Below are 19958 nucleotides of genomic sequence, written 5' to 3' on the forward strand. Positions count from 1 at the left end.
TGATCCTCGCTTGTTTTGGGATGCAGAAGTCCCTGGCCGGGTGGGGCCATGGTTGATCCAGACTGGAAAACAGGCCGGCCCGCCACTGCGGTCCGGCACATGAATGGGTGCGCTAGGAGAACGCGCCCGATGGCGCGGGCGGCCGGCGCAGGCGCAGCAGGCAGGCGCCGATGGCGAATACGCCGGCGACGATGCCGAAGGCCAGGAATGCGGTCTGCAGGTCGCCGACCAGGCCCCGCATCGCGTTCACGGCGGCCGGCGACAGGAACTGGGCGACGAAGAACGAGCTGGCCCACCAGCCCATGCCCTGGCCGCGATGCTCGAACGAGAACTTGCTCTGGGTCCAGGCGATCAGCGCCGGCACGATGATGCCGTTGGCCAGCTGCTGCACGAAGGCGAAGGCCAGCGCCACCTTGTAGTCGGGTGCGATGCCGATGCCGCCCAGGCCGATCGCGTAGCACAGGAAGACCAGGAAAATCTGCGCGCCGGCGCCGAAGCGGGTGGTGAGCTTGAACACGACGGCGCCGATCGGCACGCCGATGCTGGGAATGGCCATCCACAGGCCGATCGATTTCGGATCGCCCACACCCATTTCCTTCAGGAGCAGCGAGAAGTTGATGACCTGCACGTAGTAGATCGTCGACAGCACCACCGTCACGCCGCACACCATCAGCGCCACCTTGTAGGGGAACGGCGTGGCCGGCGCGGCACCCGGCGCCCTGGCCTGCCTCGGCCCGCGCGTGCCCGGCTCGAACAGGTAGACCAGGCTGGCCAGGAAGATCGGTATGGCCACGCCATATACGAGGAACGGGAATTGCCAGCCCTGCGCGGCCAGGAAACCGGAGCCGGCGATCGTCAGCGTGCCGAGCATCGAACCGACCACGCCCTGGATCATCAGCCAGCGGTGCCGCGCCTGCTCTTCGAAATAGTCGGCCAGCAGCGTGTTGACGACGGTCAGTACGCCCGCTTCGCCGATGCCGATCACGAAGCGCCCCGCCACCACGGCCCAGAAGTCGTCGATGAAGAAGGGCATCAGGCCGCCGCAGCCGTAGAACGCCATCGCCCACAGCAGCAGCTTGCGGCGGCCGAAGCGGTCGGCGATCGCGCCGGCGGCCGGGGCGAACAGCGCAATGCAGGCGCTGGGGGCCGTGATCAGCAGCGGCACCATCAGCTTTGCATTGGGAACGTCGTGGAAATGCGCCAGCAGCGTCGGCAGCGTGGGAGCAAGGGCGATGATCGCCATCACGGGCAGGAAGCCTGAAAACACCAGGATCCAGCCCTGGCGCCAGTCGGCCTGGCGGACTGCTTGAGGACCGTTGTTCTGCATCTTTGTCTCCGTCGGTTGTAGGTAGTTCTACCTGTGCGGCTCTGCGGCCGTTCGAACTGGTTAAAAATCAGAATTCGAATTATGATATCGCTTTCCTTGGGCTTTTCCCATCAAAAAGTTTATCCACGCTACCGGATTGTATGGATAGCTGATATCCAAAACTTGAATAGCCGTCCGGCCCTGCCGGCGGGCTGTTTCTTGGCTATATTCGGAGCGTTTTTTCACCCATCCGCGCACCCGAGCGCACTGGAGAAGCAATGCGTTTCAACAAGCTCGACCTGAATTTGCTGGTGATCCTCAACGCGCTGCTCACCGAGCGCAACATCACCCACGCGGCCGAAAAGGTGTTCCTCAGCCAGTCCGCCACCAGCAGTGCGCTGGCACGGCTGCGCGCCTATTTCAATGACGAACTGCTGGTGGCGGCGGGCCGCCAGATGATGCTCACGCCGCGGGCGCGCGACCTGGTGGAACCGGTGCGCGAAGTGCTGATGCGCATCGATACGACGATCGCCGCCCAGCCCCTGTTCGACCCGGCCAGCGAGTCGCGCGACGTGGTCCTGCTGGTCTCGGACTACACCACGGCGGTGCTGGTGCCGCCGCTGCTGGAAACGCTGTACCGTGAGGCCCCCGGCCTGCGCCTGCACCTGCGCCACCAGCAGGAAAAACCGGCCGACCTGCTGGAGCGTGGCGAGGCCGACTTCCTCGTGATCCCGTCGCAATACCTGTCGAAGGACCATCCGTCGGCCGCGCTGTTCGAGGACGACTACCTGTGCGTGACGTGGGAAGGCAACAACCGCGTGCGCGACCGCCTGACGTTCGACGATTACCTGGCCTGCGGCCACGTCGCGGCCGCTTTCACGACGGGCAATCCGCTGGCCACGTTCGACGGCTGGTTCATGGAAAGCTTCGATGTGAAACGCCGCGTCGAGGTCACGGCGCCGACGCTGACCGCCCTGCCCTCGCTGGTGGTCGGCACCGACCGCATCGCCACCGTGCACCGGCGCATCGCACTGCAGGCGCAGCGCACGCTGCCGATCCGCCTGTGGGAACCGCCGCCGCGCATCCCGCGGCTGGTGCAGATGCTGCAATGGCACAAGCACCGCAACAACGACCCGGCGATCCGCTGGATCCGCGAACAGGTCATCGCCATCGCCGCCACCGTTTGACCAACCGCGGCGCCGTTGCGAACGTTGCAAACGGCGCCTGAACAACCTGGATAAGAAATGAACGATACCGTTACCGCCACGGAGGGCAGCGCTTTTGCCGCCGCCGCCGCATTCACCCCGCGCCGCCGCACGCTGGCCCTCGTGGCGGTGGCGCTGGCCTTCGTGATGGACCTGCTCGACACCACCATCATCAACGTGGCGATTCCGTCGATCGAATCGGGCATGGGCGCCAGCAAGTCGGCACTGGAATGGATCATCGCCGGCTATGCGATGGCGTTCGCCGTGCTGCTGATCGTCGGCGGCCGCCTCGGCGACAGCCTGGGCTACCGCCGCATGTTCCTGGCCGGGATCGCACTGTTCACGCTGACCTCGGTGGCGTGCGGCCTGGCGCCGGACGCGCTGGCGCTGCAGCTGGCCCGGCTGCTGCAGGGCGTCAGCGCGGCGCTGATGGTGCCCCAGGTGATGGCGCTGGTGCAGGTCATGTACCCGCCCGAGCAGCGCTACAAGGTGTACACCGTGTTCGGCTTCCTGGGCGGCTTTTCCGCCGCGCTGGGGCCGATCGTCGGCGGCCTGCTGATCGACGCGAACTGGTTCGGCCTGGGCTGGCGGCTGACCTTCCTGATCAACCTGCCGATCGGCCTGTTCAGCCTGGCCGCCGGCTGGCTGCTGCTGCCGCCCGGCCGGGGCGTGAACGCCGGCCGCATCGACCTGGGCGGCGCCGCGCTGTCCGTGCTGGTGCTGTTCGCACTGCTGGCGCCATTGATCGAAGGCCCGACACGCGGCTGGCCGGCCGGCCTGGTGGCCCTGCTCGCAGCGACGGTGCCGCTGGCCTGGGGCACGGTGCGCTACCTGCGCTGGCGCCAGGCCACGCGCGGCAACGCCCTCGTCGATCCGGCACTGCTGAAGCGCCGCAAGGTGGCGCTGGGCCTGCTGTGCACGCTGTGCATCAACCCCATCCTGCCCGGCCACCTGCTGGCGATGACGTTCGTGCTGCAGACCGGGCTCGGCATGAGCGCCGCCGACATGGCCTACGCCTGCGCGCCGATCGCCGCCGGCGCGATGGGCGGCATCGTGCTGCTGGGACCCTGGCTGTTCCGCCGGCTCGGCGTGCGCGTGATGCTGGTCGGCACCGCCGTTTCCTGCGCCAGCCTGCTGCTGGCCGCATGGTCCGTGCACGGCGGCCAGCTGGCCTATGTGCCCCTGCTGCTGGCGCAGTTCGGCATGGGCCTGGGCATGGGGCTGTGCGGGCCGCAGCTGTCGAACGCGACCCTGCAGGACGTGCCGATGGCCGATGCCGGCGTGGCGGCCGGCCTGTTCACGGCCGTGCAGCAGATTGCCGGCGCGGTGGGCGTGGCATTGACGGGCTGGGTGTTCTTCAATGCGGCGGGGATCGGCAGCGGCGCGGCCGCGCGCTATGCCGATGCCTTTTTGCGGGCACTGCCGGTGCTGCTGGTACTGCTGGCGACGGCGATGTACCTGACGACGCGGCTGGCGAAGGTGATGCCGGCTGCGGGACAGCGGCCGGTGAACGGCCATTGAGGCCTTCCCGGCATCGCGGCCGGCCGCGCCCGGCGATGGCGGTTCCGGCGTTTCCATAACCCCTGCAAAAGGCAAACCATGAAATCAGTCAATTCCCACCGCAGGCAACTGCTGGCGTTCCTCGGCGCGTCCAGTGCCGCCATGCTTCTTCCGGCAAGGCCGGCAGACGCCTACCCGTCTTTTCCGCCACTGCGCGGCAGGCTGCGCCAGGGCCTGACGCCGCACCTTTTCAATGCCGATCTCGAGGATACCTGCAGGATGGCCGTCGCACTGGGCATCAAAGGGCTGGATTTCGTCAGCAACCCCGCCGACTGGCCACTGCTGAAGCGGCACGGGCTGACGATGACGATGCTGCGCGTGGATCATGGCGGCGGTCTGTCCCGCCCCGGCAGGGCGCCCGCGGGGCCGCCCGGCTGGAATGCGATCGGCACGCCGGACCAGGGTGGGGCATTCGAGGCGGCGCTGCGCGACCGGATCGATGCCGCGGCCCTGCACGGCATCCCGAACATCATCCTTACCTGCGGCGACCGTGCCGCCATCGGCTATGAAGAGGGCAAACGCAATGCAATCGCCTTCCTGCGCCGGGTCAGCGCACAGGCTGAACGGCGCGGCATCACGTTGACGATCGAGAATATCAACTCGGGCCATAGCGGCGGCCCCCCTGTTCCGCCCGGCAGCATGTTCGATCACCTGTCCTGGGGGCTGGACGTGGTCAGCAAAGTGAACTCACCCAGCGTGAAATTGCTGGTCGACCTGTACCATGCCCAGCTGATGGACGGGAACATCACGAACTTCCTGCGTGCGAATATGCAGTGGATCGGGCATTTCCATACGGGTGGCGTGCCCGGGCGGAACGAGATCGACGACACACAGGAACTGAATTACCGGCACGTCGCCCGTGTCATCGCCGAACAGGGCTTTACCGGTTTCGTCAGCCATGAATGGAGTCCTTCGGCAGGCGCGGACAAGTTGGCGGTCCTGCGGAAATGCATCGAGATCATCGACGTCTAGGCCGCCGGACGTTCCCTATCGCTTGGGCTTGAACAGCAGGAAGGCCAGCATCATGTCCGACAGGTCATCGAGCAGCTGGTTCCAGCTGCCCGCCTCGTCGAGCCGGCCGATGCTGTCCAGGCCCAGGAAGCGGGCCTGCGTGGCGTAGATGAGCAGCATGCCGGTTTCGACGGCCCGGTCCGGATGGGGATGGCGGATCTCGTCGCGGCAGGACTGGATCAGCCGGATGAACTTGCCGTGGTTTTCCAGCGCGGACTTCTTGCCGGCCGCGCCAATCACTGGATCGGTGGAGCCGCGCAGCATGAACGACCGCAGCACGCTGGCGTGTTCCCTCAGCAGGTTGCCCAGGCTCGCCACGACGGCCGGCACGACCTGCGCAAGGCCGCGCGCCTCGGCGGCGATGCGGTCCGCTTCGACGGTGAACTGTCCGGCGAGGTTTTCCAGGAAGCGCACCTGCACCACGCGCAGCAGCTCGTCCTTGCCATCGACACGGCCATACAGCGAACCGGTGGAGACGCCGGAGCGCTGGCAGATTTCCGCCAGCGTGATCTGGTCATAGGCGCGTTCGCGCAGCAGTTCGATCGTGGCGCCGATGATGCGCTCGAATGATTCGCGGCTGCGGCCCTGCTTGGGCACGCGGGCATGGGCGCTGATGGGTGGCATGAAGTCGCGGAGTGAGGTTGGCGGAACAGCGTGGGATTATAACCAGAACTCCGGTTATGAAGAAGCACTCCCCGCCCTGCGGTGCGCTGGGGCGGGAAGTCCAGGAAGGCGCGTCAGCGTGCCAGGCCCAGCGCCCTCCGCGCCGCTTCCAGCGAGTCGACATCGGGCAGCGTGGGGAAATATTCCAGCCCGATCTCGCCGCCATAGCCTTCGTCGCGCAGGGCCGACATCACTTGCCCCCAGTCGATCGATCCCGTGCCCGGCTCGTGCCGGCCTTCGGTGTCGGCGACCTGCACGTGGCCCACCAGCGCGATGCGTCCCTTGATGGCCGGCCCGAACGCTTCGCCCGTCTGCGCGGAATGGTAGGCATCGGCCAGCAGGCGCAGCGCAGGGCTGTCGACGGCGGCGACGATATCGAGTCCGCGCCCGATCGTGTCGACGAACATGCGCTGGCCGCCGACGATCATGTACACGGGTTCTAGCCACAGCATGGTGCCCGATGCTTCCGCCAGCGCCGCGGCGCGCTTCAGTACCGCGACCACCGCGTCGAACTGCTCCCGCTCCGGCACGCCGGGCCGGGTGAAGCCGGATGCGACGATCATCGCCGCTCCGACGAAACGCCGGGCCACCGGGATCGCGTCGGCCACGGCCGCCAGCACGGCATCGTGGTCGGCGGGATCGGCGAGGCTGCGGCGCGGGTCGACGCAGAAGCTGCGCAGGCGCACGCCGCCCTCGCGCAGCGCCGCTTCGATCGCGTCCAGCGGCTTGTCACGCCACAGGTGGAATTCCACGGAAGTCACGCCCGCCGCGCCGGCGGCGCGGATGCGCGAGGCCAGGTCCGCGCCGGCGTCGGCGAACATCCATTCGATACAGGCTGCCAGTTGCATGGTCATTGTTCTTTCAGGTGAGTGATGGCGATGGCCAGCGCGGCGGCGGCGCACAGCGCGCCCACCACGGCCACGCTGCCGAGGAAAGTGAAGCCGAAGCTGCCGATCAGCGTCAGCAGCGGCGGGCTGAGGAACTGGCCCAGGAAGAACGCCCCGCCCCACAGGCCCATGCCGCGGCCGCGGTGTTCGAAGCCATAGTGCTGCAGCGCCCACGTGACGAGCACCGGCAGCATCAGGCCCCCGCCGACCTGGCCCAGCGCATCGAGCGGCAGGCCGGTGAACAGGCTGGGCGCCCAGGCCACGCCGATGTAGCTGGCGCCATAGAAGGCCAGCACGACAGCCATCCACATCGTCACCGTCATGCCGGCGAAGCGCTTGAACAGGTAGCCGCCCAGCACGGTGCCCAGGCTGGCGACGGTGGCCAGCACGCTGATGCGTTCCGGCGAGGCGACGCCCATGTCGGCGAAGATGCGGCCGTGCTGCACCGCCTGCACGAAGAACACCAGCGCGAACAGGATCGTCACGCCGCACACCAGCAACGATACGCGCCACGGGAACGGCGTCGCCGCCGGCCGCGCCGCGCCGGCGGCGGCCCGGCGGGGCTCGGCGCACACGAAGAACGCCAGCGCGAACACGGCGAAGCCGCTCAGGTACAGCAGGAACGGATAGCGCCAGTGCATGCCGGCCAGGAAGCCGCCGGACAGCAGGATGGCCGAGCCGATCAGCGGCGCGAACATGTTCTGGTAGCCCAGCCACTTCTGCCGCTGCTCGCCTTCGAAGTAGTCGCCCATCAGCGCGTTGCCCACCGTGAGGATGGCCGCCTCGGCCAGCCCCACGATCACGCGGCTGGCGACGATCAGCAGCAGGCTGTCGAACAGCATCGGCGCGAGGCCCAGCAGCGCGAAGGCGAACAGCGATACCAGCAGCAGCCTGCGCCGCCCCCAGCGGTCGGCGATGGCGCCCATGAACCCGGAGAACAGCGCCACGCACAGCGAGGGAATCGTGATGATCATCGGCACCAGCAGCTGGAAGTTCGGCACCGAGGAAAACTGCTGGAACAGTTGCGGCAGGCCCGGTACCAGCGCGGCCAGCGCCAGCGTGGGCATGGCCATGATCGCCATCAGCGCGATGCCCTGCGCCGTGCCGGCCTGGCGCGGCGATGCTGCACTGCCGGCGGCGCCGGCCGCCTGGGTAGTCTGGTGCGGATGCATGGCGGCTCCCGGTCAGCGCCGTGCGTGCACCGGATCCAGCACGTTCTGCCGGTACCAGGCGTTGAGCATCATGCTTGACGCGATCGGCTCCGGCCCCTTGTCGCTTTCGACGACGACCCAGCCGGCGTAGCCCAGTTCGCGCATTGCCGCCAGCAGCGCCGGGAAGTCCACCAGGCCGGTGCCCATTTCACCGAACCAGCGCGGTACCTCGCGCTCGCCGCCCGCCGCGATCATCGCCCGCTCGGCGTTCGGCAGCCGGTATTCGCCCAGCGTGTCGACGGCCAGCGCATCCTTGAAGTGGAAGTGCACCACGCGTTCATGGAAACGGCGGTACAGCGCCACCACGTCATGACCAGCGATGGTCAGTTCCGCGGTGTCGATCGCCAGGCCGACATGGTCTTTGTCGCACAGCTCCAGCAGGCTTTCCAGTTCCGCGACCGAGCGCAGTGCGGACAGCGCATCGACATGCAGCGCCGTCTTCAGGCCCAGCGCCGCCGCCATCGCGCCGACCTCGTTCCAGCACGCCGCAGCGGCCGCCATGCGCGCATCGTCGAGCGCGCCCTCCTTCCAGAACGACGGGAATGGCCGCACCACGAGCACCTCGCCCCCCAGTTCGGCCAGCATCTCCGCGTGGATGCGCGCCTGCGCCACGATGCGGGCCCGGTCGCCCGGCTGGGTGCTCATCAGGCCGAAATGCAGTTCCTCGAAACTCATCACGGTGGGATCGAAGAACGTGCTGGGCACGCGGTTGATGCCGAGTTCCTTCAGCTTGAGGCGGAAATGCGCCGCCGAACCGTAGTTGATCGCGACGTTCTCCGGGCGCCCGATCGGGTCCCAGCGCCCGCTCCCCGCATTCAGCTCGACGGCATCGAAACCGCAGGCGGCCGTGACCTTCAGCGCCCGCTCGATTTCCTCCAGGCGGGCAAAGCTCGTGAAGCCGGCCTTCCACTGGTTGACCGCATAACCCCATTTGATCTGCTGATGGTCGATCTGTTGATGGTCGATCTCTTGATTCATCCGTTCACCTCATGCATAGATTTTTTTCAGCACATGCTGGATGTACCAGGCCGACAGTGCCGTGCTTTCCGGGTAGTTGCCGCCGCCGACATCGGCCTTGTCGTGCTCGACGCCGACCCAGCCCTCGTAGCGGCACTCCTTCATCGCCGCCATGAGTGCAGGAAAATCGACAAGGCCGCCCGGTGTGCCCATCTCGTGGAACCAGCGCGGCGTGGTCGGCGCCATCACCTCGGCATCGGGCTTGCGGCGGTAGTCGCCCGTCAGGTCGACGTGCTTGGTATCCTTCATGTGGAAGCCGCCGCAGCGCTCGTGCAGCGACAGGTACAGGTCGACCGGGTCGACACCGGCGATCACGTGCTGCGCCGTGTCCAGGCACAGGAACACGTAGCGCGGGTCGGTCCATTCGTAGAACTTGCGCAGCTGCTCGGCCGAACGGATGCCGCAGAAGAACTCGTGGTGGCAGCAGGTCTTCACGCCGTACTCAAGCGTCATCTTGCCGACGCGGTTCCACAGTTCGGCGCAGGCGCGCAGCTTGTCGTCGGTGACCGGCTCCACGTCGTAGTACAGGCCGGCCGGCATGACGATGAAGTTCTCGACGCCCAGCCCGGCGCTGGAGCGCATGATGTGCTGCGCATAGTTGAAGATGTGGTCATGCGTGGAGCGCACGTGCGGGGCGCTCTGGCGCTCGTCGTACATCACCGCATGGAACAGGCTCAGCACCCGGTCGATGCCGCGCTCCTGCATGAAGGCGCGGGCGTTCTCCAGCGAGCCGAACAGCTCGCGCAGCGGGCCGAGGTGGAAGTCGAACGTCTCGATCGCCTCGAAGCCGAGGGCGGACACCTGTTTCAGGAATGCGTCGAAGCGCTTTACCGACGTGTATTGCGACAGCTGGCCCTGCGGCGTGTCGATGCGCCAATGGTCCATGTAGGCCCAGCGCAGTTTCGGGGTGGTCATCTCCTGCCCTTTCAATAATTGGAATTCTGCTTATAAATTTTTCGGCTGCATTGCCGGCTTCGCGGATGGCGCAAACGTCAGGTACGCCAGCATCATGTCGCCCAGGTCCTGCAACAGCGTTTCCCACTCGCCGGCGGCAAGTTCGCCGGTGGAGTTGTCCAGCCCCAGCGAACGCGCCTGGGCGGAATAGATCAGCAGCATGCCGCTGGCCACGGCACGCTCGGGCTGCGGGTGCCGGATCTGCGCCGCATGCCGCATCAGCAGCGCGGAAAACCGCGCATGGTTTTGCTGCGCCGACTGCTTGCCGCGTTGCTGGATCGCCGCGTCCGCCGCGCTGGCCAGCATGAACGAACGCAGCACGCCGGCGTTTTCGCCCAGCAGCTTGCCCAGCGCGGCCACCACGGCAGGCACGGTCTGCGCCAGCCCATCCGTTTCGCGGGCGATGCGTGCCGCATGGGCATCGAACTGCAGGCCGAGCCGCTCCAGGAAGACTTGCTGCACGGCGCGCAGCAGGTCTTCCTTGCCGCCGACACGCCCGTACAGCGAACCGGTGGAGACGCCGGAGCGTTCGCAGATTTCGGCCAGCCGCACCTGCTCGTAGGGGCGCTCGCGCAGCAGGCCGATGGTGGCCTCGACGATGCGTTCGAACGAACGCTGGCTGCGGTCCTGCTTCGGTGGGCGGACATGGCCGTCGATGGTGTGCATGGGATATCCCGTCTGGCGGCTCAGATGCGGCCGGCCTTGAGCTGCGCGACGGCGTAATCGACCGCGCGCGCCGTCAGCGCCATGTACGTCAGCGACGGATTGACGGTCCCGGCCGACGCCATGGCCGCGCCATCGGTGACGAACAGGTTGTCCACCCCGTGCACCTGGTTGTGCGCATTGAGCACCGAGTCCGCGGGGTCGTGCCCCATGCGCGCGCCGCCCATCTCGTGGATGGACACGCCCGGCATCGTGCGCACCGGGATCAGCTGCACGCGCTCGGCGCCGGCGGCCTTCAGCATCGCCTCTGCCTGTCTTCCCGCATCGACCGCCATCTTCCGCTCGTTCTCGCCGTAGGCCACGTCGAAGCTCAGTTGCGGCAGGCCGAAATTGCCGGGCTTCTTGTCGTTCAGCGTGACGCGGTTGTGCGCCTGCGGCAGCTGCTCGCCGAACGCGCCGAGGAACGCCACCCACTTGCCGGGGCGGGCGATGTTGTGCTTCATGCCGGCGCCGAAGTCGTCCGTCAGCGCGGCCGTATTGGTCCAGTCGTCGCGCATGGCGCCGCCCTGGAAGCCGTAGCCGCGCGTGAAGTCGGCATCGTCGTCCTGCCGGCCGAGATTGCGGAAACGGGGAATCAGGATACCGGTGGCACGGCGGCCCTTGTAGTTGCGGTCTTCGAAACCCTTGATCTCGCCGAACGCCGCCACGCCGTGGTGGTCGACCAGGTAGCGCCCCAGCATGTCGCTGTGGTTGCCGATGCCGTTCGGATGGGCCGCGCTGCGCGACTGCAGCAGCACCTGCAGCGTGCCGTAGGTGGAAGCGCAAAGGAACACCACGCGCGCCTTGAAGGTCATCCGTTCGCCGCTCTTCGCATCGATGACGCGCACGCCGGTGGCCCGCTTCGTGCGCGGATCGATGTCGATCGATTCGACCACGCTGTCGGTGCGGATCGTCAGCCGGCCGGTCTTCTGCGCCGCCGGCAAGGTCGAGCTGAGCGAGCTGAAATAGGCGCCGAACGAGCAGCCGCGGTTGCAGATATTGCGGTTCTGGCACTGCCCGCGGCCGTTGTGCTCGACCGTCAGGTTGGCCACGCGGCCGATGGTGACGCGGCGTTCCTTCCACTTTGCCTCGATGCGCTCCTTGAGCGCCCGCTCGACCACTGTCATTTCCATCGGCGGCAGGTATTCGCCGTCCGGAAAATGCTCCAGCCCTTCCGGCTGGCCGCTGACGCCGATGAATTTTTCCACGTGGCTGTACCACGGCGCCAGGTCGGCGTAGCGGATCGGCCAGTCGTTGCCGTGGCCGTCGCGGGCATTGGCGAGGAAGTCGTCGTTGCCCCAGCGGTACGATTGCCGGCCCCACGTCAGCGACCGGCCGCCCAGCACGTTGGTGCGGTGCCAGCGGAACGGCTTGACCTGTTCATACGGATTTTCGCGGTCGTTGATCCAGTAGTGGCGGTTGGCCCAGCTGAACGCGCCGCGCTCGATCCTGCTCTGGATCTCATAGTCGCGCGCATACAGTTCGCGCTCCGGCAAGCCGCCGTTGGGCGCCTGCCATGGCGGCGTGAATTCGTGCACGTAACCGGTCTGGTGCTCGATCTTCGCGCCCCGTTCCAGCACCAGCACTTTCAAGCCTTTTTCGGTCAGTTCCTTCGCCGCCCAGCCGCCGGTAATGCCGGAACCGATGACGATGGCGTCGAACTGCGTTCCCTTGCTGTCGCTTTTGTTCCCCTTGTTGCTCATGGCGGTCCTCAGATGACGACCTGGTAGGGCCAGGTCTTGATGTCGACGTTCGATTCGAATTTGCCTGGCACCGGCAGGTAGCGCAGTTCCTGGTTGCTGCCCGCCTCGGACGTGAAGTAGCCCAGCACGGCGAGGTCGCGCAGCCGCAGGTAGAACGGCGCTTTCGGATCAAGGATGCGGTCGGCCAGCGAGAACGTGCGCCCGCCATAAGGGCTGGCTGCGCGCAAGGCCTGCATCAGCTCCGCGCCCTGCTCCGGCGTGCAGTCGGCGAAGCCGCGCTGCCAGCGCTGGCGCGCGCTGTCGTCCAGGCTTGCCAGGCCGCCGCGGAACAGGGCCGCTTCGTCATCCGTCATCCAGCCCGCCACCAGCGCGCCGATGAACTGCGGCACGCCCGCCTCTTTCGCGCCGGGCGTGTCGGTGGCGGGAATGATCACCTGCGCCGCGGCCGCGAGGATGGCGGTCTCGCTCGCGCTCAGGCCGGGCCGCGCGATGGCGGCCGCACCCGCGGCCTTCAGCGCGGCAGCCGCCGCCGAACCGGTCCATGTGGAAGCAAGTGTGGCGCCGGCCAGCAGCGCGGCCAGCACGTCGCGGCGCGACACGCCACCCGGGTGGGCGTGCTCATGCGCGTGCTCATGTGCATGCGCATGTGCGTCGTTATCGGCGGCCGGCCTCCGCCGGGCGAACAGCACTTTACTGATCTTCATGGCCGCCTCACGCCGCAACGGCCGGCTTGCGCACGCCCACCACCTGTTCGGCCAGCATGCGCAGGCTGATGCCGACCTGCGCGTCGAGGCACTGCCCGTCGCCGTCGAACAGGCGCACGCCGGCGGTATTGAGCGTCACGCCCAGCGGCGTCGGCCAGCCGCGCAGCGCATGCACGATCGAGCGCATGGCGGCCAGCGTGGTATTGCAGCCCTGCCAGCCGGCGGCGGTGACGATGCAGCCCACCGGCATGCCGTCCAGGTACACGCGCTCGTCGGCGCGCAGGTCTTCCAGCAGGTCGATGGCGTTCTTGACGAGGCCGGAGACGCCGCCATGGTAGCCCGGCGAAGCGAAGATTACCGCGTCGGCGCGGCGCACCGCTTCCACCAGCGCGCGCTGGCCTTCCGTGCGTTCGCCCTGTTCCGGCGAGTAGCCGGCCAGTGCGGCAAGCGCCTCGCCGCCGAACAGGCGGGTCTCGGCGCCCAGTTCTTCGGCGTGCCGCAGCGTGGCGCGCAGTGCGCTTTCCGTGCTGGATCCGGGACGCGTGGTGCCGCCGATGCCGACGACGAAGGGTGTCCGGCCGCTGGCGCGCGCCGCATTGGTGGTGTGGTTCATGATGCGTCTCCTTGTAGTGTGATGGATACCGACAGTGGCAGGTCGGCACTGGAATGGCCCACCAGCAGGTGGATGGGTCCTTCCAGCGTGTGCCAGCCGCCGCGCCAGGCCTGCAGGCGGCGCAGCGGAATGGGAATGACGACGTTCGTCGCGGCGCCTGCCTCCAGCCACACCTTGGCGTGGCCGGCCAGCGTCAGTTCCGGCACCGTGCGGTACACCTGCACGACTTCGGCGCCGGCACGCGGGCTGGTGTTGCACAGCGTGACAGTCAGTTCGCAGCCGTCACCGGCCGCACGCACGCGGGCATCGCGCAGGTTGAAGGCGGCATAGCCGAAGCCGCCGCCGAAAGCCTGGCGCGGCGCGATGCCGCGTGCCGCCAGCCCGCGGTAGCCGAAACGCACGCCATCGCTGTAGTGCAGGTCGCCCTGCGCATCCGGCCGCAGCGACAACGCCGGGTAATCGCCGTCGTTGCGGGCGATCGTGACGGGCATGCGGCCGCCCGGCTCGCGGTCGCCGGCCAGCACCTGCGCCAGCGCGGTGCCGAACTCCTGGCCCGGATACCAGCAGTGCAGCACCGCCGCGGCCTGGCCTTCCCAGCGCGTATCGAAGGCATGGCCCACATTGGTGACGACGATCGTGCGCGGATTGGCCGCGCACACCCGTTCGATCAGCACCAGCTGTTCGGCCGGCAGGCAGGTATCGACGCGGTCCTTGCTCTCCACGCTGGCATCGGATGTTTCGCCGACCACCAGGATCACCACATCGGCATCGCCGGCGGCCTGCACGGCATCGGCCAGCATTGCCTCGGCCGTTCCCGGTGCGCACACGCCGTACCACAGGCCCTGGCAGCGCGCCGCCGTGTAACGCAGTTCGACGACCACTTCCACCGCGCGGCCGGCTTCCAGCACGATGGCGACACTGTCCGCGTCGCCGCTCTTCAGCCGGCCCATGACGTCGCCCGGCGCCAGCTGCTCGTCACGGCGGAACATTTCGACGCCATCGACCAGCAGCCGCAGCGCGCCCGTGCCGCCCACGTGGAAGCGGTGCACGCCGGTCTGCGTGGCGGTGAAGATGCCGCTGGCGCGGGTGCCGGCATCGGCCTGCAGCGCCCCGGCTTCATGCACGCCATGGAACCACGTCAGCGAGTTCGTATCGCGCGTCTCGCTCAGCAACGGCGCGCCGGCGAATTCGGCATTGTCGAAGTAGTCGATGGTCATGCCACGCGTGCAGCCGTCGGCCAGCATGCGCACCGGGCGCACCGGCATGCGCGGCAGCTTGGGCTGCGGGTCGACGCCGGGCGCATAGCCGGCGATGGCGCCACCGAAGCGCGCGCGCAAGGCATCGATCGGCAGCACGGCATCGGGCTTGACGGCGATCTTGGCGAAGGTGCCGCCCTGGAAGCACGGCGCGCTGGCGTTCGGGCCGATCACGGCGATACGCTGCGCGCGCGCCGGGTCGAGCGGCAGCAGGCCGCCTTCGTTGCGCACCAGCGTGAAGCCGGCGGCAGCGGCTTCGACCAGCAGCGCGGTGGCCGCGCCGTCATCGAGCGGCTGGCCTTTTTCGGCGCCGAAGCGCCGCGCCGCGGCGGCCACGCGCCGGGCGGCATCCTGCAGGCGCTCCAGTGGCACCTGCCCTTCCGCCACGGCGCTGGCGCTGCGCTCGCCCAGGAAACGCGCCGGTCCCGGCATCTCCAGGTCGAGACCGCCGTTCAGCGAAGCCGCCGTCGAGTGGGTGCCGAACCAGTCGCTCATGAACACGCCGGGAAAGCGCCATTCGTCCTTGACGATGTCGCGCACCACCGGGCCGGCCTCCGCGCACCACTGGCCGTTGATGCGGTTGTAGGCGGTCAGCATGCCGGCACACCCGGCCTGCGCGGCCATCTCGAACGGCAGCAGGTAGACTTCGCGCAGCGTTCGCTCGTCGACCACGGCATTCATGCGGTCGCGCTCCGTTTCGCTGTCGTTGCAGACCAGGTGCTTGGCGATGGCGCCCGTACCGGCGGCCTGGCAGCCCTGCACCCACGCGGCGCCCAGCGTGCCGCACAGCAGCGGGTCCTCGGAAAAGTACTCGAAGGCGCGGCCGGCCAGAGGACTGCGCGCCAGGTTCAGGTTCGGTGCCAGCATCAGGTCGACGCCGCGGCGCACCGCCTCGCCGCCCACCAGCCTCCCGACTCTCTGCACCAGCGCCGGGTCCCAGCTGGCGCCCAGCGCCATTGGCGCCGGCGTCAGCAGCGAAACATCGCGCTCGTCGATGCGGGCGCCGGCCACGCCCATCGGCCCGTCCGCCATCGACAGCGAGGCAATTCCGGCATCCGGAATGGCCGGCGTGGTCCACATCGTCGCGCCGGCGGTCAGTGTGGCCATCTCCACGACGGTCAGCTCCCGGCTCTGCTTTGGGCCTTGCTCCGGGCTTCGCTCTTTCTTCATGCCTGTCTCCCCGACTCTTTTTATTGGATGCGGCGCGGTTACTTGAAGGCCGGCAGCACTTGTTGGGCCAGCAGGCGCAAGGTCTGGTTGGCCCAGGCCAGGCGCTGGCCGGTCAGCGGGCCGGTCACCGTGCCGCACAGGATGTTGCCGATGCCGACTTCCTGGTAAGCGCGCAGCTTGGCGATCACCGTTTCCGGACTGCCGTACAGGCACCATGTGGCCATCCACTCCTCGGTCAACGCATGGCCGGTGCGGTCGGTCTTCTTGTTCGCCTCGTCCGCCTCCGCCTTCGCATTGAAGGCCGCTTCGCGGTCGATGGCTTCCTGGTACGCGGCCAGGATCGCCAGCACTTCCTCGTGCGCCTGCTCGTCGGTCGGTGCCAGGTGCACGCACTGGTAGCTGTGCGTCGTCCACGACAGCGCATCGGCCACGGTGTCCTCCGGGTGGCCGGCGGCAAGCAGCTGCTCGTGGTAGCGGCCGAAGTACTTCTTCACGTGGCTGAGCGGGTCGGTACCGCCGATCTGCGGCGGCGTGAACGCGGGAATGAATGCGGGCCAGCCATTGACGGCGGCGCGCGTGGCGCTGCTTTCCTTCATCGCCACCGGCATCAGGCGCGCGTGTTTCTGGCCGTAGGGGGCCGGCGCGATGCGCTGCAGTACCCTGCCCTTGTGGAAGCCGTCCAGTTCGACGGGCGCGCCGTCGACCGTCTTGTTCCACAGGGCTTCGGCGGCCTGGAGGTTCTCTTCCGCGATGCGGCCGGCATCCTTGTAGTTCACGCCGAATCCGATCATCTCTTCCGGCGTGGTGCCGGAGCCGATGCCGACCAGCAGCTTGCCCTTCGTCAGGTGGTCGAGGATGTTGATCCGCTCGACGAAGCGCACCGGGTGGTGCAGCGGCACCGATGTGACCGAAAAGCCGAAGTGCATCTGCGGCAGCTTGGCCGCCAGGTACGAGGCGAACATGTAGCTGTCGCTGGCCACCGGCATGTAGCCGTTGAAATGGTGGTCCGGCAGGAAGATGGCATCGAATCCCAGCTCGCCGGCCAGCAGCGCATGCTCTTCCAGGTCGGTGATCAGCTGTTTGTCCGCGTCGGCACTCATGGTGCGCGCGTTGAGGAAGACGGAAAAGCGCATGGTGGTTCCTTTGACTTGGTGGCGGAAGCGGACCCTGTTATTTAGAATCCGAATTACAGTTATAGTATTGCCGGTGTTTTTCCAAGTCAATGGCGTCGGGGTACGGCGGGTATGGATTGCATGGATACCTGGGATCCACGGGGCGCCGCACCGCCGGGTACCGGCCCGGGCTGCGGGCGATAAGGAGAGCGACCGTACGAGGGCCCGCGAACGTTGATGGCCGGCGCGGCCTTGCGCTGGCCGCGGTGTCGCTGCAAGTGGCCGTGCGGCCGCTGGTGATTGTCACCAAGGTGCCGGATACGAATCGCTGGGTGGCGATTGCCGAGGCGGCGAAGAAGCCCGTTGCGCGAGTCGAAGCCGGCTCCGAAGAAGTAACGCTTTCGGCGTTTATTTGGCGATGCGCGTGATCGCCGACGCCAGCTTCGAGAAGCACGGCGTCAGGTCCGCCTCCGTGGCCGCGTAGCAGTACATGCCGACCGGCTTGGCCGCGTTGTGGCAGCGCGACGGGCCGTCGGCCACGTTGGCCATGCATTTCAGGACCGACTCGCCCGTTTCATTGTCGGCGTTCCTGGTCTTCAACGCAGCGCCCATTCCCAGGGTGAACACGTAGATGCCTTCGTCGCGCGCCTTGGCGGCAACGGCTTCGGCCAGGTTACGGGCGGCGCGGTCGACATTGCGCTCGTACATTGTCTGGTCGTTGATATCATCTGTCACCACACGCGGCGCCGACGTAACGATTGGAAATTCTTTTGCGGCCGGATCAACGGCGTTATAGAACCTGGGCAGCGTCTCCAGCGTATTCCAGGCTTTGCTTTGCAGCCTGCACGTGCTGCTGACGTAGTCATACTGGGCGTCGAGCCTGAGCATCGCCACCCCGACCTCGTCGAGCACCCAGGGCCTGGGGCACCCGCCGACGGCCATGTTGACGCCGAACGACGTCGGTGCGCCGTCCGAGAAGAACACGATCACGCGCAGGCTGGAACGGTTGAGGATGGGGATCGCGTTCAGCTCGTCGCGCGCGCGCCGCATGCCTTCGAACGACGAGGTACCACCTTCGAAACCATAGGCGGTAATGGTGGACAGCATGGCATCGCGCTTGAAGCCACGCCCCGACCTGGCGATCGGGTGGTCGACCACGACGCCGGAAGAAAAATGCACCAGCCCGACCCGGTCCTGCGTCATGTTGAACTTGTTCAGGAAACTTTTCGCCGAGTTGCGCACCGTTGTTTCGACAGGCTGCAGCGATCCGGAAGTATCGACCACGAGCGCCATGTCCAGGTCCTTGCGCACGGTCTGCGCGTAGGCCCTCGGCGTCAGCGACTCGAAGCCCAGCACCTGCATCAGCGACACGCGCATCGGCGCCTCGGCCGTCACGTCGATCGTGACCGTCCCGGCATCGAAAGCGACCTTGGTAGCCAGCAGGTTCGGCTTCGAGGTCAGGTAGCTGGCGGGAATGTTCGCGGCAAAGAACTGATTTGCCGCAGCCTCCGCACTGGCCCGCTGTTCCATCTGGTTATTCCCGGCCGGCACGGCGCGCGCCGCGGCCAGTGCGGCGGAATCGACTGCCGCGTTGAGCCGCGCCTTGACGAGGTAGGCCAGGCCCGAGTCGACCACGAGGCCGGCCACTGCCAGCAGGACCAGCATCGCCAGCGCGACCATGATGGCCACGGCGCCGCGCTGCCGTTGAAGTTGTGGAGTCATCAGAATACCGTCATCGAATACAGGTCGGGACTGGACCCGAACACGTTGAAGCCGCCGGTGAGCAGCATGTCGAAGTTGTAGAAGGTCTCGACGACGTAGACCACCTCGCCGTCGTCCAGCTGGCCGTTCATGATGTCCGTGCCCGGCCGCGACTTGCTGCTGATGCTGGTGCATGTCGCCGTGGTCCACGACGTGCACGCATAGGCCTTGCTTGCCGGCGCATAGTTGCTGGAGCCATAGCCCAGGCCGCGCTCCCTGTCATCCCAGCGGTACTGGTCGAGCACGACGCTGCGCGATGTGCTGCCGCTGACCACCCCCATCACGCGGGTGATATACACCATGCCGCGGCCGTTGACGTCGAGCGGCGGCGCGCTGGCCATCAGCGCATAGATGATGTCCTGGCTGCCTGTCTCCAGCGGCGTGTTGCCGCGTGCTACAAGGTTGGCACCTTCGCGGCCAATGTTGACCATGATGATATTGGCCTGCAATGCGCGGCCCGCATCGATCATGCAGAACAACAGCAACAGCAGCGTCGGCAGGATCAGCGCGAATTCGACCGCGGCGATCCCGCGCTGGCGGAAATGCATGGCTGCCTGGCTCATTCGAAGTACTCGTTGCGCATCGTTGCCGCCACGGCGAACCGGTACTTGCCATCGGCGAAGACTTGCGAAATCAGCGGCGTCGTCACCGTCCATGAGCAATCCAGCCGCAGCACGATGATGCTGCCCGCACTGCCGAACATGGCGTCGCTGTAGCCGGATGGCTTGTACGAGGTGCCGTTGACGGAAATGACCGGCGTGACCTTGGCATACATGCCGAAGGAGCTGTCGCGGATTTTTTCGATGACGGCAGCGTAGCGCTGCCGGCTGGCCGTATTCGGATCCAGGTTTCTCTGGCCAGTGATCGCATAGCGCGCGCCTTCGCGCACGGCATACTGCATCGTCAGGGTGACGAAGAACATCGTGCCGAACTCGACCAATGCCAGCAGCAGGAAAAGAAAAACCGGCATGACGATCGCCATTTCGACGATTGTGGCGCCAGACTGACGGCATTTGTTAAACATTGAGAAAGTTTGGCCAATCGGGCGGGTTGTATGCGGTAAGCTTGACATTCTACAATGCAAGTTTCCTTCCAGTAGAGTGTTACCGTGGGGGAAATGTCC

The 19958-nt window shown here is 67.1% G+C and carries 18 protein-coding genes; 3 read left to right on the plus strand and 15 right to left on the minus strand.

Annotation, left to right across the window (positions count from 1 at the left end; all coding sequences use genetic code 11):
- Nucleotides 1-112: 112 nt before the first annotated feature.
- Nucleotides 113-1327, minus strand: a complete 1215-nt coding sequence (locus ACY34H_RS12590; protein ID WP_464977842.1) for an MFS transporter — start codon at nt 1325-1327, stop codon at nt 113-115.
- A gap of 257 nt (nt 1328-1584) precedes the next feature.
- On the opposite strand from ACY34H_RS12590, the gene ACY34H_RS12595 reads away from it, so the two are divergent.
- From ACY34H_RS12595 to ACY34H_RS12605, 3 genes are all read left to right on the plus strand, one after another.
- Complete coding sequence (locus ACY34H_RS12595; protein WP_464977843.1) at nt 1585-2493, plus strand: LysR family transcriptional regulator; 909 nt, start codon at nt 1585-1587, stop codon at nt 2491-2493.
- 57 nt (nt 2494-2550) lie between these two features.
- Nucleotides 2551-4032: an MFS transporter gene (locus tag ACY34H_RS12600; RefSeq protein ID WP_464977844.1), complete on the plus strand. Its 1482-nt coding sequence runs from the start codon at nt 2551-2553 to the stop codon at nt 4030-4032.
- A gap of 78 nt (nt 4033-4110) precedes the next feature.
- Entirely contained in the window at nt 4111-5043 is a 933-nt protein-coding gene (locus ACY34H_RS12605; RefSeq protein WP_464977845.1) for a TIM barrel protein, read from the plus strand.
- A gap of 15 nt (nt 5044-5058) precedes the next feature.
- Here ACY34H_RS12605 and ACY34H_RS12610 read toward each other — a convergent pair whose 3' ends face one another.
- The 14 genes from ACY34H_RS12610 to ACY34H_RS12675 all read right to left on the minus strand — a co-directional run bounded on the left by ACY34H_RS12610 (nt 5059) and on the right by ACY34H_RS12675 (nt 19859).
- Complete coding sequence (locus tag ACY34H_RS12610) at nt 5059-5706, minus strand: TetR/AcrR family transcriptional regulator (protein WP_464977846.1); 648 nt, start codon at nt 5704-5706, stop codon at nt 5059-5061.
- Between the two features lie 113 nt (nt 5707-5819).
- Complete coding sequence (locus ACY34H_RS12615) at nt 5820-6599, minus strand: TIM barrel protein (RefSeq protein WP_464977847.1); 780 nt, start codon at nt 6597-6599, stop codon at nt 5820-5822.
- Nucleotides 6596-7804, minus strand: a complete 1209-nt coding sequence (locus tag ACY34H_RS12620) for an MFS transporter (RefSeq protein WP_464977848.1) — start codon at nt 7802-7804, stop codon at nt 6596-6598. The genes ACY34H_RS12615 and ACY34H_RS12620 overlap by 4 nt, the downstream gene beginning before the upstream one ends.
- A 12-nt stretch (nt 7805-7816) precedes the next feature.
- Entirely contained in the window at nt 7817-8821 is a 1005-nt protein-coding gene (locus tag ACY34H_RS12625) for a sugar phosphate isomerase/epimerase family protein (protein WP_464977849.1), read from the minus strand.
- A gap of 9 nt (nt 8822-8830) precedes the next feature.
- The gene (locus tag ACY34H_RS12630) at nt 8831-9775 is read right to left on the minus strand and encodes a sugar phosphate isomerase/epimerase family protein (RefSeq protein ID WP_464977850.1); all 945 of its coding nucleotides are present in this window, start codon (nt 9773-9775) and stop codon (nt 8831-8833) included.
- Nucleotides 9776-9805: 30 nt separating this feature from the next.
- The gene (locus tag ACY34H_RS12635) at nt 9806-10480 is read right to left on the minus strand and encodes a TetR/AcrR family transcriptional regulator (protein WP_464977851.1); all 675 of its coding nucleotides are present in this window, start codon (nt 10478-10480) and stop codon (nt 9806-9808) included.
- Nucleotides 10481-10500: 20 nt separating this feature from the next.
- Entirely contained in the window at nt 10501-12219 is a 1719-nt protein-coding gene (locus tag ACY34H_RS12640) for an FAD-dependent oxidoreductase (RefSeq protein WP_464977852.1), read from the minus strand.
- A gap of 8 nt (nt 12220-12227) precedes the next feature.
- Nucleotides 12228-12923 (minus strand): gluconate 2-dehydrogenase subunit 3 family protein, encoded by a 696-nt coding sequence (locus ACY34H_RS12645; protein WP_464977853.1) that lies wholly within the window; start codon nt 12921-12923, stop codon nt 12228-12230.
- A 7-nt stretch (nt 12924-12930) separates the two neighbouring features.
- Nucleotides 12931-13536 carry an NADPH-dependent FMN reductase gene (locus ACY34H_RS12650; RefSeq protein ID WP_464977854.1) on the minus strand — a complete coding sequence of 202 codons (606 nt, stop codon included), beginning with the start codon at nt 13534-13536 and terminating at the stop codon, nt 12931-12933.
- A complete protein-coding gene (locus ACY34H_RS12655) occupies nt 13533-15962 on the minus strand; it encodes a beta-glucosidase (protein WP_464977855.1) in 2430 nt (809 codons plus the stop codon). The genes ACY34H_RS12650 and ACY34H_RS12655 overlap by 4 nt, the downstream gene beginning before the upstream one ends.
- Before the next feature lie 38 nt (nt 15963-16000).
- Entirely contained in the window at nt 16001-17095 is a 1095-nt protein-coding gene (locus ACY34H_RS12660; protein ID WP_464977856.1) for an LLM class flavin-dependent oxidoreductase, read from the minus strand.
- A 387-nt stretch (nt 17096-17482) separates the two neighbouring features.
- On the minus strand, nt 17483-18796 hold the full coding sequence (locus tag ACY34H_RS12665; protein ID WP_464977857.1) for a VWA domain-containing protein: 1314 nt from the start codon (nt 18794-18796) through the stop codon (nt 17483-17485).
- Complete coding sequence (locus tag ACY34H_RS12670) at nt 18796-19398, minus strand: TadE/TadG family type IV pilus assembly protein (protein ID WP_464977858.1); 603 nt, start codon at nt 19396-19398, stop codon at nt 18796-18798. The genes ACY34H_RS12665 and ACY34H_RS12670 overlap by 1 nt, the downstream gene beginning before the upstream one ends.
- Nucleotides 19395-19859, minus strand: a complete 465-nt coding sequence (locus ACY34H_RS12675) for a TadE/TadG family type IV pilus assembly protein (RefSeq protein ID WP_464978091.1) — start codon at nt 19857-19859, stop codon at nt 19395-19397. Before ACY34H_RS12675 ends, ACY34H_RS12670 begins: the two co-directional genes overlap by 4 nt.
- Between the last annotated feature and the right edge of the window lie 99 nt (nt 19860-19958).

This window comes from Pseudoduganella sp. jia 9 (assembly GCF_055502615.1).